The sequence below is a fragment of the Azospirillum terrae genome, from assembly GCF_053470425.1.
On the sequence record NZ_JBPXMR010000006.1, the window covers coordinates 93,176 to 104,460 of the forward strand.

Here is an 11,285-nt window from a genome sequence, read left to right on the forward strand (position 1 = left end):
ATGGTCCACCTGACGCGCATCTACACCCGCGGCGGCGACCGGGGCGAGACTTCGCTCGGCAACGGCGAGCGCGTGCCCAAGCACGATCTGCGCGTCGCCGCCTACGGCACGGTGGACGAGGCCAACGCGGTGCTTGGCCTCGCCCGCCTGCACACCCAGGGCGATGCGGAAGCCGACTCCATGCTGGCGCGCATCCAGAACGACCTGTTCGACCTCGGCGCCGACCTCTGCACGCCCGAGCAGGCCGAGCCCAAATACCCGCCGCTGCGCATCCAGGATTCGCAGGTAGATCGGCTGGAACGCGAGATCGACTCGATGAACGAAGACCTCCAGCCGCTCACCTCGTTCATCCTGCCGGGCGGTTCGCCGGCGGCGGCGCACCTGCACCTCGCCCGCACCGTGGTCCGCCGCGCCGAGCGGCTGATGACCGAACTCGCCCTGCACGATTCGGTCACTCCGGCAGCAATCCGCTACGCCAACCGTTTGTCTGACCATCTTTTTGTGCTCAGCCGCCGATTGAACGGCAACGGAGCTTCGGACGTTCTGTGGGTGCCCGGCGCCAACCGCTGAGCGCCCGGCGTTCGAACGCAAACAAACAATCGAACCCGGTATTGCCTATGGCATAGGCGGCGTTGACAGCCCTATCAACAGCCCCTATCGTTCGCCGCACTGCGAAAGCTGCCCGTTTTTTGGGGTCCGTACGGATCCGTATAGATCAAGGGTCGGACATGAAAATCCTCGTCCCGGTGAAGCGGGTGGTCGACTACAACGTGAAGATCCGCGTCAAGGCGGACGGCTCGGGTGTGGAGACCGCCAACGTCAAGATGTCGATGAACCCCTTCGACGAGATTGCCGTCGAAGAAGCGGTTCGCCTGAAGGAAGGTGGCAAGGCCACCGAGGTGGTCGTCGTCTCGCTCGGCCCGACGGCCGCGCAGGAGACGCTGCGCACGGCCCTGGCCATGGGGGCGGACCGCGCCATCCTGGTGCAGACCGACGCCGAGTTGCAGCCCCTGGCGGTCGCCAAGGCGCTGAAGGCGCTGGTCGACAAGGAGCAGCCGCAGCTGGTGCTGCTCGGCAAGCAGGCCATCGACGACGACTGCAACCAGACCGGCCAGATGCTGGCCGCGCTGCTCGGCTGGCCGCAGGGCACCTTCGCCTCGAAGGTGGTTCCCGGCGAGGGCGTGCTGACGGTCACGCGTGAGGTCGACGGCGGTCTGGAGACCGTCGAGCTCAAGCTGCCGGCGGTGGTCACCGCCGACCTGCGCCTCAACGAGCCGCGCTATGCCTCGTTGCCGAACATCATGAAGGCCAAGAAGAAGCCGCTGGACACCACCACGCCCGCCGATCTCGGCGTGGACGTGACGCCGCGGCTGAAGACGCTGAAGGTGGCCGAGCCGCCGAAGCGCAAGGCCGGCATCAAGGTGGCCGACGTGGCCGCCCTGGTGGACAAGCTCAAGAACGAAGCGCGGGTGATCTGATATGGCCGTCCTCGTCATCGCGGAGCACGACAACGCCCGCCTGAAGCCCGCCACGCTGAACACCGTGGCCGCCGCTTCCAAACTCGGCTCCGACATCCACGTCCTGGTCGCCGGCAAGGGCGCCCAGGCGGTGGCCGACGCCGCCGCCAAGATCGCCGGCGTCGCCAAGGTGCTGCTGGCCGAATCGGCGGAGCTGGAGCATCAGCTTCCCGAAGCCCTGGCCCCGCTCGTCGCCGACGCCGCCAAGGGCGGCTACAGCCACGTGCTGGCGCCCGCCACCTCGGTCGGCAAGAACGTCCTGCCGCGCGTCGCGGCGCTGCTGGACGTGGCGCAGATCTCCGACATCCTGTCGGTGGAGAGCGCGGACACCTTCACCCGGCCGATCTACGCCGGCAACGCCATCGCCACCGTGCAGTCGGCCGACCCGATCAAGGTCATCACCGTCCGCACCACCGGCTTCGAGGCCGCGGGGACGCAAGGCGGTTCGGCGTCGGTGGAGTCGCTTGGCGCCGCCGCCGGCAACGGCACGTCGAAGTTCATCAGCCAGGAGCTGACGAAGTCGGAGCGCCCGGAACTCACCGCGGCCCGCGTCGTCGTGTCCGGTGGACGCGGCATGCAGTCGGGCGACAACTTCAAGCTGCTGGAAGCCCTGGCCGACCAGCTGGGCGGCGCCGTCGGCGCCAGCCGGGCGGCGGTCGACGCGGGCTTCGTGCCGAACGACTACCAGGTCGGGCAAACCGGCAAGATCGTGGCGCCCGAGCTGTACGTCGCGGTCGGCATCTCGGGTGCGATCCAGCACCTCGCCGGCATGAAGGACAGCAAGGTGATCGTCGCCATCAACAAGGACGAGGAAGCGCCCATCTTCCAGATCGCCGATTACGGTCTCGTCGCCGACCTCTTCAAGGCGGTGCCGGAGCTGACGGCCGAGCTGAGCAAGTAGCGCCGACTGGCACCCTGAAAAACCCCTAGACTCTGCGGGAACATTCCATGGCCACGATCAAGAAGATTGGTATCATCGGCGCCGGCCAGATGGGCAGCGGCATCGCCCACGTCTGCGCGCAGTCGGGCCTCGACGTCATCATCTCGGACCTCAGCGAGGAACTTCTCCAGAAGTCCGTCGCCGGCATCGCCAAGAACATGGACCGCGCGGTCCAGAAGGGTAAGCTGGCCGAGGCCGACAAGGCCGCCGCGCTGGCCCGCATCTCGACCGGCACCGACCTGTCGGTGTTCAAGGACGCCGATCTGGTGATCGAGGCCGCCACCGAGAACGAGGCGGTCAAGCGCGAGATCTTCAAGAAGCTGGTGCCGAACCTGAAGGCCGACGCCCTCATCGCCACCAACACCTCGTCGATCTCCATCACCCGTCTGGCCGCCACCACCGACCGGCCGTCGAAGTTCATGGGCATGCACTTCATGAACCCGGTGCCGGTGATGCAGTTGGTCGAGCTGATCCGCGGCATCGCCACGGACGAGGAGACCTTCACGGCGATCAACGAGCTGACCGTCAAGATCGGCAAGTCCGCCGCGGTGGCCGAGGATTTCCCGGCCTTCATCGTGAACCGCATCCTGCTGCCGATGATCAACGAGGCCGTCTACACGCTGTATGAGGGCGTGGGCAACGTGCAGAGCATCGACACCGCGCTGAAGCTGGGCGCCAACCACCCGATGGGCCCGCTGGAGCTGGCCGACTTCATCGGCCTGGACACCTGCCTCGCCGTCATGCAGGTGCTGTACGAGGGTCTCGCCGACTCGAAGTACCGCCCGTGCCCGCTGCTGGTGAAGTACGTCGAGGCCGGCTGGGTCGGCCGCAAGGTCGGCCGCGGCTTCTACGACTACTCGAAGAACCCGCCGGTCCCGACCCGCTGATACGGGCCGTACGGCGCTTTCACGCGAACCCGCTCCGGGCAACCGGGGCGGGTTCGCTGTTTTCGGGAACCACGCGCCCGTCTCCTTGTTCGCCCTGCACACAAGGAGAAAACGCCCATGTGGCGCCCCGCCGCCCTGTTTCTGGCGCTCGCCTGCGCCACACCCGCGTTTGCCGGATCATCCGAATCCTCCGGCCTCAGCCTGCGCGAGCGCAACTTCCTGAACGAAGCGGCGATCCTCAACCTCACCGAGATGCACGCCGGCAAGCTGGCCGAGGACATGGCCGACAGCAAGGCCGTGCGCGCTCTCGCGCGCCGCATCGCCGACCAGCACGCCACGGCGCACGAACGGCTGCGCGCCATCGCGCAGAAGCACGGCACCACCCTGCCCCCCGACCTGGACGCGCCGACGCGCCAGCAGATCGGCGAGATGCAGACCTTCACCGGCCCGGCCTTCGACCGCTATTTCCTGGGCTTCCAGGAGGAAACGCACGGCCGCGCCATCAAGCTGTTCGACGCCCAGGCGGCCTACGACGGCGACGAGGGGCTGCACCACTACGCCGAGGTGACGCTCGGCATGCTGAACGACCACCTCAGCATGATCGAAGCGGCGACTGCCGTCCTCGCCCGCGCGCAGCCGCAAACCCAAGCCCCGCAATCGGCCGAGCAACCGGAGCGCGCGCAGTGAGCGCAACCCCGCCATGCCCCGCGCGGCGTTGCTCGGCCGGAAACCGCGGGATTAGCCTCCAAGCCCCGATAATCACGGCCGACCGTCCGAAAAACGGCCGGACCACAGCAGGAGGAGAAGGGACATGAGGCGCAGGGATCTCCTGAAGGCCACCGGCGCGGGGCTTGCCGCCGCCGGAACGGTCGCCACCATCGCCGCCCCGGCCATCGCGCAGACCCAGCCGGCCGTGCAATGGCGTCTGGCGTCGAGCTTCCCCAAGAGCACCGACATCCTGTTCGGCACGTCGGAGCTGATCGCGCGCCGCGTGTCCGAAGCGACCGACGGCAAGTTCCAGATCCGCGTCTTCGCCCCCGGCGAGATCGTGCCGCCGCTCCAGGTCATGGACGCGGTTTCGAACGGCACCGTCCAGTGCGGCCACACCTGCGGCTATTACTATGTCGGCAAGGACCCGACCTTCGCCTTCGACACGGCGATTCCCTTCGGCCCCAACGCCCGCCAGCAGAACGCCTGGTTCCAGTACGGCGGCGGCCGCGAGGTGATGCGGGAACTCTTCAAGACCCAGAACATCATCCAGTTCCAGGCTGGCAACACCGGCGCCCAGATGGGCGGCTGGTTCCGCAAGGAGGTCAAGACGATGGACGACCTCCAGGGCCTGAAGATGCGCATCGCCGGCATCACCGGCCAGATTATGGCCAAGATGGGCGTCACCCCGTCGCAGATCGCCGGCAGCGACGTCTACCCGGCGCTGGAAAAGGGCACCATCGACGCCACCGAATTCGTCGGCCCGTACGACGACGAGAAGCTCGGCTTCCATCAGGTCGCCAAGTACTACTACTACCCCGGCTGGTGGGAGGGCGGTCCGCAGGTCTCGCTCTACGTCAACATCCAGGAGTTCGAGAAGCTGCCGAAGGCCTACCAGTCCATCCTGGAGAGCGCCTGCGGCGAAGCCAACGGCGCCATGCTGGCGCGCTATGACGCCGAGAACCCGCGAGCGCTGCGCCGCCTCGTCGGCAAGGGCGTGCAGTTGCGCGCCTTCCCGCGCGAGATGCTGGAGGCCGCCCACAAGTACGCCCACGAGCTGTACGACGACATCTCCGGGAAGAATGCCCAGTTCAAGAAGGTCTACGAGAGCTGGAAGCCCTTCCTCGACGAAACCGAACTGTGGTTCCGCGTCGCCGAGTTGCCGTACGACAACTTCATGCAGGTCGCCGGCAGCCGCAAGAAGGGCTGACGCCCGGATTCCCTCCCCCGGCGTGCGGCTGGGGGAGGGAAGCGCGGCTTACGCTTCGTTGGACTTGTCGTACTCGTGCGCCTCGATCTTGGCGGCTTCGTGGGACTTTTCCAGAGCGAGCAGCGTGTTCGCCAGCGCGATCTCGGCATGGTGCGCGGCGTGGTTGTTGTCCCGCGGCTTGCCCTTGCTCTCGTCCCACGCCTTGTACTTCACCGCCTTGCGGTGATGGATGATCGCCTTTTCCAGATACTCGATGGCGTCCAGGTGAATCTTTTGGTTCGAGGTGATGTCGGTCATACTATCGTATTCCTCACAGGTCGGTACGGCAGCGGCCAGATTGGCTTGCACAAGCCACGGCAAATTCGACTGTGCCGTTTTTAGCTTGAATGATATTCCCTTCGCGATTGAATGTCCGTTCGACCGAAAAGTCCACGGGACTCGACGCCGCAGGTACGGAGTGCCCGTTCTGGACCAAGGACGAAAGCCACCGCCACCGCATACTTGAGCGCACTACATCGTCGTGTTACCTTTGCTGAGCAGGAGGTGAGACATGGGCGCTCCCGTTTCCGTCCGTCTTGACGACGATGTCCAGGCAACGCTTGAGTCCGCAGCGCGGCAACGCGGCGTCGGCCTGTCGACCTACTTGCGCGAACTGGCTGTGATGGAAGCCCGGCGCGTCCGGCGCGAACGCATCCGCGAACAGAGCCGCGCCGTTGGCGCCTATGTCGCCGCATCCCCCGAAGCACGCTCGTTCTACGAGGATTGGGGAACCCCCAACTCGGAGACCTAGGCGTGAAGAGCTTCAAGGCGGGACAAATCGTTATCGTCGATTGGCGCGATGCTCTGCCGAAGGAACCAAACAAGATCCGGCCGGCGGTGGTCGTCGAAGACAGCGACTTGTTCGATCCTGCGTATCCAAACCTTGTCCTGGTTCCCTTGACGGACGACCCGCAAATCGCCATCGAGGATCTTGTCGTCAAGATAGAGCCGACACCTGAGAACGGCTGCACAAAACAGTCGTACGCGCTCGCCCATCACGTGACATCGACGTCAAAGAACCGCATCCAGGGCACCAACTCACGAATCACCGTCCGGCAACTTGAGGAAATCCGCCAGCGGATCGCCATCACCATCGGGTTGGAGTAAGCCCCCCTCACCCGCCCGTCTTCACCATCCCGCTGTCCCGCGCCGGCCCACTCCGCCCGCCGATCTGCTTGCGCAGGAAGGCGACGACCTCCGGCGAGTCCCATTCGACGCCGCCCTCGACGCGGCCCAGTTCCTGGCCGTCCGGGCCGACCAGCAGAGTCGTCGGCAACCCGCGCGGCCCCAGGGCGCTCATCGACGCGTTCGGCTGGTCCAGGTAGACCTCCAGATTCTGGATGCCGAGCTTCTTCAGGAACGGTTCCACCGTGTCGCGCCCGCCGCGGTCCACCGACAGCGCCACCACCTGGAAGTCGCGCCCGCCCAGCGCCGCCTGCAAGCGGTCGAGCGACGGCATCTCCTTGACGCACGGCACGCACCACGTCGCCCACAGGTTGAGCAGCACCACGCGCCCGGCGAAGTCCGACAGCTCGGTCTTGCGGCCCACCCCGTCCACGAAGGCGAAAGGCTTGATCGGCTTGGCCTCGTTGCCTTTGAAGCGGTCGATTCCGGCCGCCGGGGCGGCTTTCGGCTCTGCGCCGAGGACGATGATATCCGGCGCCTTCACCCCGGCGCGGCCCAGCCCTGCCCAGGCCGCGACACCGAGGACCACACAAAAGATTGCGACCGCCACGAAAGTCCGCATAACTACCGTCCTCGCATCATCAGCCGAACAATCCTACCCATGACCGCCGACAGCCCCAAGACCTCCGCTCCCGCCGCCAGCCAGATGTGGGGCGGACGTTTCGCCCGCGGTCCGGCCGCGATCATGGAGAAGATCAACGTCTCCATCGATTTCGACAAGCGCCTTGCCGACCAGGACATCGCTGGCTCGAAGGCGCACGCCGCCATGCTGGCTCGCCAAGGCATCATCACGCAGGCCGACGCCGACGCGATCCGCGCCGGCCTCGACCGGGTGAAGCAAGAGATCGACTCCGGCTCCTTCGTCTTCAAGACGGAGCTTGAGGATATCCACATGAACGTCGAGGCGCGGCTGGCCGAACTGGTCGGCGAGCCCGCGAAGCGCCTGCACACCGGCCGCTCGCGCAACGACCAAGTGGCGACCGACTTCAAGCTGTGGGTGCGCGACGCCATGGACCGCATGGACGCCGGCCTCACCGCCCTCCAGGCGGCGCTGATCGACCTCGCGGAAAAGCACACTGACACGGTGATGCCCGGCTTCACCCATCTCCAGGCCGCCCAGCCGGTGACCTTCGGCCACCATCTGCTGGCCTATGTGGAGATGCTCGGCCGTGACCGCGGCCGCTTCCGCGACGCCCGCGCCCGGCTGAACGAGTGCCCGCTGGGCTCGGCGGCGCTGGCCGGCACGCCCTTCCCGCTCGACCGGCACGCCACGGCGAAGGACCTGGGCTTCGACCGCCCGACCGCCAACTCGCTGGACGGCGTGTCCGACCGCGACTTCGCGCTGGAATACCTCGCCGCCGCCTCGATCTGCGCCGTGCACCTCACCCGCTTCGCGGAGGAGATCGTGCTGTGGTGCTCCGACCAGTTCCGCTTCATCCGGCTGTCGGACGCCTTCACCACCGGCTCGTCCATCATGCCGCAGAAGAAGAACCCCGACGCCGCCGAGTTGGTGCGCGCCAAGGCCGGCCGCGTGGTGGGCGCCCTGAACGGCCTGCTGATGGTGATGAAGGGCCTGCCGCTGGCCTATTCCAAGGACATGCAGGAGGACAAGGTGCCGGTCTTCGAGACCGACGACACCCTGGCGCTCTGCGTCGCCGCCATGGAGGGCATGGTGCGCGACATGACCCCGAAGCCCGAGGCGATGCGCGAGGCGGCCGAGCGCGGCTTCCTCACCGCTACCGATCTGGCCGACTGGCTGGTGCGGGTGCTGGGCATGCCGTTCCGCGAGGCGCACCACGTCACCGGCCGCGCCGTCAAGCTGGCCGAGGACAAGGGCGTCAAACTGGCCGAGCTGTCGCTGGACGACATGCAGTCCATCGAGCCGCACATCACCAGCGAGGTGTTCCAGGTGCTCACCGTCGAAGCGTCCGTCGCCAGCCGCCTGAGCTTCGGCGGCACCGCGCCCACCCGCGTGCGCGAGGCCGTCGCCGCGGCTCGGGAGCGCTTCCTGTGAGGCCCCCCAACCACACCCGCACGGTCGGGCTGGCGGTGGGCGCGCTGGCCGTCGCCCTGGCGCTGGCGCTGAGCGGTTGCGGCAAGAAGCCGAAGACGGTGGATTCCCCGGCCGGCGAAGGCGGGCCTCCGTTCCCGCAGACTTACCCGAACCCCAACCTCGACCCGAAGCCGGGTCAGCCGTCGCCGGGGGTGAAGTTCCCATGAACCCGTTCGTCTACAAGGGCGGCATGCTGCACGCCGAGGGCGTTGCGCTGCCGAAGATCGCGGCCGAGGTCGGCACGCCGTTCTACTGCTATTCGACCGAAGCGCTGGTCGCCAACTACCGCGCCTACGCCGGTGCGTTCGAGGGGCAGGACGCCGGCGTCTGCTACGCACTGAAGGCCAACTCGAATCTCGCCGTGGTGCGCACGCTGGCCCAGCAGGGCGCCGGCGCCGACGTGGTGTCGGAGGGCGAGATGCGCCGCGCGCTGGCCGCCGGCGTGCCGGCGAACCGCATCGTCTTCTCCGGCGTCGGCAAGACGCGCTCGGAGATGCGTGCGGCGCTGGAGGCCGGCATCTACCAGCTGAACGTCGAGTCGGTGCCGGAGCTGGAGGCGCTGAGCGAGGTCGCGGCGTCCCTGGGCGTCGAGGCGCCCATCGCCATCCGCGTCAACCCGGACGTGGACGCCAAGACGCACGCCAAGATCGCCACCGGCAAGAAAGAGAACAAGTTCGGCATCGACTGGGACCACGCCCGCGAAATCTACGCCAAGGCGGCGGCGCTTCCCGGCATCAAGCCGCTGGGCATCGCCGTGCACATCGGCTCCCAGCTGACCGACCTCGCCCCGTTCCGCGCCGCCTTCGAGCGGGTGGTGGAGCTGCTGCACGCGTTGCGCGCCGACGGCATCGACATCCAGCGCCTGGATCTGGGCGGCGGCATCGGCATCCGCTACCGCGACGAGACGCCGCCGGAGCTGAACGACTACGCCGCCATGGTGCGGTCGATCACCGGCAACCTCGGCTGCCACGTGACGCTGGAGCCCGGCCGCGCGCTGGTCGGCAACGCCGGCATCCTGGTCTCCAAGGTGGTCTACCTGAAGCACGGGCTGGCACGGCGGTTCCTGATCGTCGATGCAGCCATGAACGACCTGATCCGCCCGTCGCTGTACGACGCCTACCACGCCATCAAGCCGGTGATGGAGCCGGCGCCGACCGTCAAGCCGGTGACCGTCGACGTGGTCGGCCCGGTGTGCGAGAGCGGCGACACCTTCGCGCTGCAACGCCCGCTGCCGCCCTTGCAGGCCGACGATCTGGTCGCCTTCTGCTCGGCCGGGGCGTATGGCGCGGTGATGGCGTCGACCTACAACACCCGCCCGCTGGCGCCCGAGGTGCTGGTCAGCGGCGACTCCTTCGCCGTGATCCGCCCCCGCCCGACCATCGAGGACCTGCTGAGCCTCGACCGCATGCCGGAGTGGCTGGGGAGGTAGGCGTCAACTGGCCTTCCTGGGAAGGGTAAGATCATAGCTTCCGTCGGGCTCCGGCCCGGCGGCACGCCCGGCCGAATGCAGAATGTCGAGCGCGTCCTGCGGGTCACCGCCCCGTGCGCGCTCGGCGAAGAACGCCTCGGCGGTCCGCCGGGTGGCCAGTTTTTCGGCGACCGCAACGTTGATGTACTGATTGATGGCGACACCGTCTTCCGCCGCAGCCTTGCGAAGCTCGGCCATCAGCGACGGCATCAGGCGCAGGGCAAAGTTGTTCCGCCTCATCGCGTCTCCTCCAGATACGGCAGCAGAGCCGCCGGGCCGGCAACGGCGATGCCGAACCGCGTCGCCGCCGGCAGAAAATCCCGGCCGTTGAATGTGACGATGAAGTCTGCACGGCCGTTGATGGCCGTTTCGAGAAACATCTCGTCCGCTGGATCGCTCAGTTGCGGCCGCCAAGCAAAAGATAGGTCGACCGGAACGACCACAACAGCGAGACCCGCCAGAAAGCGGTCGATCCGCTCGATGTCCAACCCGCTGGCTGCCAAATGCTCGGGTCGCTTCAAAACCTCTTCGTATTCGAGAAACACGGCGGGGGAGGCCAACAGCGCAACACGGCGTTGCAGGGCAGCCTGAACCACCACCCGCGCCGCGCCCGACTGCGAGCGCAACGCAGCAACAAAGACGTTCGTGTCGAGCACTGTTCGCATGAATCCAGCATGCTCGATAGCGCAGGCAATATCAACACGCATGCCCGCGATCTTGCCCACCGCCCCGAACAATCTCCGGCTGCCAAACCCGGCGATTCGTGCATAATCGGCGCACCACCATCGGGGGAGCCGCGCGCATGGACTGGGACATCGCCTACGCCATCGGGCTCGACCCGGTGGACGGGGACCACCAGCGCCTGTTCGCGCTGTACAACCGCTTCAGCGACGCCGTGAACACCGGCGACAGCCGGGCGCAGGTCGGGCGCTTTCTCGGCGACCTCGTCGACTATTCGGAGACGCACTTCCGGCGCGAGGAAGGGCTGATGCGGCGGGTCAACTACCCCGATTACGAAAAGCACAAGCGCATGCACGACGCCTTCGCCGGGTACGTGCGCTCCACGGCCGCCGGGCCGGAGCCGTCCGACGAGGACATCCATTTCCTGCACGGCTACGTGGCCGTCTGGCTGTGCGGCCATATTTTGGTCATGGACAAGTGGTTCGGTGAGTGGCTGGCCGACCTTCCGGCGGAAACCGCCGGCGGACAGACTATATCCTGACGAGACCCGGCCATGCCGACAGCCTCCGGCCGGTGTCGACGGCAGCGGAGTGCGGC

The 11,285-nt window shown here is 67.2% G+C and carries 16 protein-coding genes; 12 read left to right on the top strand and 4 right to left on the bottom strand.

The features are described from left to right. The 6 genes from ACSVDD_RS17040 to ACSVDD_RS17065 all read left to right on the top strand — a co-directional run bounded on the left by ACSVDD_RS17040 (position 1) and on the right by ACSVDD_RS17065 (position 5,262). Positions 1 to 570 carry a cob(I)yrinic acid a,c-diamide adenosyltransferase gene (locus ACSVDD_RS17040; RefSeq protein ID WP_448190569.1) on the top strand — a complete coding sequence of 190 codons (570 nt, stop codon included), beginning with the start codon at positions 1 to 3 and terminating at the stop codon, positions 568 to 570. Positions 571 to 728: 158 nt separating this feature from the next. After that, a complete protein-coding gene (locus tag ACSVDD_RS17045; protein ID WP_448190570.1) occupies positions 729 to 1,478 on the top strand; it encodes an electron transfer flavoprotein subunit beta/FixA family protein in 750 nt (249 codons plus the stop codon). Between the two features lies 1 nt (position 1,479). Next, positions 1,480 to 2,418 carry an electron transfer flavoprotein subunit alpha/FixB family protein gene (locus ACSVDD_RS17050; protein ID WP_448190571.1) on the top strand — a complete coding sequence of 313 codons (939 nt, stop codon included), beginning with the start codon at positions 1,480 to 1,482 and terminating at the stop codon, positions 2,416 to 2,418. Positions 2,419 to 2,465: 47 nt separating this feature from the next. Further along, positions 2,466 to 3,344 carry a 3-hydroxybutyryl-CoA dehydrogenase gene (locus ACSVDD_RS17055; RefSeq protein WP_448190572.1) on the top strand — a complete coding sequence of 293 codons (879 nt, stop codon included), beginning with the start codon at positions 2,466 to 2,468 and terminating at the stop codon, positions 3,342 to 3,344. Positions 3,345 to 3,461: 117 nt separating this feature from the next. Continuing rightward, complete coding sequence (locus ACSVDD_RS17060) at positions 3,462 to 4,031, top strand: DUF4142 domain-containing protein (RefSeq protein WP_448190573.1); 570 nt, start codon at positions 3,462 to 3,464, stop codon at positions 4,029 to 4,031. A 124-nt stretch (positions 4,032 to 4,155) separates the two neighbouring features. After that, the gene (locus ACSVDD_RS17065; protein ID WP_448190574.1) at positions 4,156 to 5,262 is read left to right on the top strand and encodes a TRAP transporter substrate-binding protein; all 1,107 of its coding nucleotides are present in this window, start codon (positions 4,156 to 4,158) and stop codon (positions 5,260 to 5,262) included. A gap of 48 nt (positions 5,263 to 5,310) precedes the next feature. Here the strand turns inward: ACSVDD_RS17065 and ACSVDD_RS17070 are convergent, their stop codons facing one another. Next, complete coding sequence (locus tag ACSVDD_RS17070; RefSeq protein ID WP_448190575.1) at positions 5,311 to 5,559, bottom strand: hypothetical protein; 249 nt, start codon at positions 5,557 to 5,559, stop codon at positions 5,311 to 5,313. 253 nt (positions 5,560 to 5,812) lie between these two features. Between ACSVDD_RS17070 and ACSVDD_RS17075 the strand changes: the two genes are divergently transcribed. Beyond that, a complete protein-coding gene (locus ACSVDD_RS17075) occupies positions 5,813 to 6,052 on the top strand; it encodes a YlcI/YnfO family protein (protein ID WP_448190576.1) in 240 nt (79 codons plus the stop codon). 2 nt (positions 6,053 to 6,054) lie between these two features. Beyond that, the gene (locus ACSVDD_RS17080) at positions 6,055 to 6,408 is read left to right on the top strand and encodes a type II toxin-antitoxin system PemK/MazF family toxin (RefSeq protein ID WP_448190577.1); all 354 of its coding nucleotides are present in this window, start codon (positions 6,055 to 6,057) and stop codon (positions 6,406 to 6,408) included. A gap of 7 nt (positions 6,409 to 6,415) precedes the next feature. On the opposite strand, the gene ACSVDD_RS17085 is transcribed toward ACSVDD_RS17080, so the two are convergent. Beyond that, complete coding sequence (locus ACSVDD_RS17085; RefSeq protein ID WP_448190578.1) at positions 6,416 to 7,048, bottom strand: TlpA family protein disulfide reductase; 633 nt, start codon at positions 7,046 to 7,048, stop codon at positions 6,416 to 6,418. Between the two features lie 39 nt (positions 7,049 to 7,087). Between ACSVDD_RS17085 and argH the strand changes: the two genes are divergently transcribed. From argH to lysA, 3 genes are read left to right on the top strand one after another with little or no spacing between them, the layout of a single operon-like run. Further along, positions 7,088 to 8,500, top strand: coding sequence for an argininosuccinate lyase (argH, locus tag ACSVDD_RS17090; protein WP_448190579.1), 1,413 nt, complete (start codon positions 7,088 to 7,090; stop codon positions 8,498 to 8,500). After that, a complete protein-coding gene (locus ACSVDD_RS17095; RefSeq protein WP_448190580.1) occupies positions 8,497 to 8,706 on the top strand; it encodes a hypothetical protein in 210 nt (69 codons plus the stop codon). The genes argH and ACSVDD_RS17095 overlap by 4 nt, the downstream gene beginning before the upstream one ends. Then, positions 8,703 to 9,968 (top strand): diaminopimelate decarboxylase, encoded by a 1,266-nt coding sequence (gene lysA, locus ACSVDD_RS17100; RefSeq protein ID WP_448190581.1) that lies wholly within the window; start codon positions 8,703 to 8,705, stop codon positions 9,966 to 9,968. The genes ACSVDD_RS17095 and lysA overlap by 4 nt, the downstream gene beginning before the upstream one ends. A gap of 3 nt (positions 9,969 to 9,971) precedes the next feature. Here lysA and ACSVDD_RS17105 read toward each other — a convergent pair whose 3' ends face one another. Continuing rightward, positions 9,972 to 10,247 (bottom strand): toxin-antitoxin system HicB family antitoxin, encoded by a 276-nt coding sequence (locus ACSVDD_RS17105; protein ID WP_448190582.1) that lies wholly within the window; start codon positions 10,245 to 10,247, stop codon positions 9,972 to 9,974. Then, positions 10,244 to 10,732, bottom strand: a complete 489-nt coding sequence (locus tag ACSVDD_RS17110) for a putative toxin-antitoxin system toxin component, PIN family (RefSeq protein WP_448190583.1) — start codon at positions 10,730 to 10,732, stop codon at positions 10,244 to 10,246. Before ACSVDD_RS17110 ends, ACSVDD_RS17105 begins: the two co-directional genes overlap by 4 nt. Before the next feature lie 77 nt (positions 10,733 to 10,809). On the opposite strand from ACSVDD_RS17110, the gene ACSVDD_RS17115 reads away from it, so the two are divergent. After that, on the top strand, positions 10,810 to 11,229 hold the full coding sequence (locus ACSVDD_RS17115) for a bacteriohemerythrin (protein ID WP_448190584.1): 420 nt from the start codon (positions 10,810 to 10,812) through the stop codon (positions 11,227 to 11,229). The last annotated feature ends 56 nt before the right edge of the window (positions 11,230 to 11,285 follow it).

Coding starts and splice junctions, on each gene's coding strand:
- lysA (WP_448190581.1), top strand. CDS start 8,703: ATGAACCCGTTCGTCTACAAGGGCGGCATGCTGCACGCCGAGGGCGTT.
- ACSVDD_RS17105 (WP_448190582.1), bottom strand. CDS start 10,247: ATGAGGCGGAACAACTTTGCCCTGCGCCTGATGCCGTCGCTGATGGCC.
- ACSVDD_RS17055 (WP_448190572.1), top strand. CDS start 2,466: ATGGCCACGATCAAGAAGATTGGTATCATCGGCGCCGGCCAGATGGGC.
- ACSVDD_RS17060 (WP_448190573.1), top strand. CDS start 3,462: ATGTGGCGCCCCGCCGCCCTGTTTCTGGCGCTCGCCTGCGCCACACCC.
- ACSVDD_RS17075 (WP_448190576.1), top strand. CDS start 5,813: ATGGGCGCTCCCGTTTCCGTCCGTCTTGACGACGATGTCCAGGCAACG.
- ACSVDD_RS17050 (WP_448190571.1), top strand. CDS start 1,480: ATGGCCGTCCTCGTCATCGCGGAGCACGACAACGCCCGCCTGAAGCCC.
- argH (WP_448190579.1), top strand. CDS start 7,088: ATGACCGCCGACAGCCCCAAGACCTCCGCTCCCGCCGCCAGCCAGATG.
- ACSVDD_RS17040 (WP_448190569.1), top strand. CDS start 1: ATGGTCCACCTGACGCGCATCTACACCCGCGGCGGCGACCGGGGCGAG.
- ACSVDD_RS17070 (WP_448190575.1), bottom strand. CDS start 5,559: ATGACCGACATCACCTCGAACCAAAAGATTCACCTGGACGCCATCGAG.
- ACSVDD_RS17085 (WP_448190578.1), bottom strand. CDS start 7,048: ATGCGGACTTTCGTGGCGGTCGCAATCTTTTGTGTGGTCCTCGGTGTC.
- ACSVDD_RS17065 (WP_448190574.1), top strand. CDS start 4,156: ATGAGGCGCAGGGATCTCCTGAAGGCCACCGGCGCGGGGCTTGCCGCC.
- ACSVDD_RS17115 (WP_448190584.1), top strand. CDS start 10,810: ATGGACTGGGACATCGCCTACGCCATCGGGCTCGACCCGGTGGACGGG.
- ACSVDD_RS17045 (WP_448190570.1), top strand. CDS start 729: ATGAAAATCCTCGTCCCGGTGAAGCGGGTGGTCGACTACAACGTGAAG.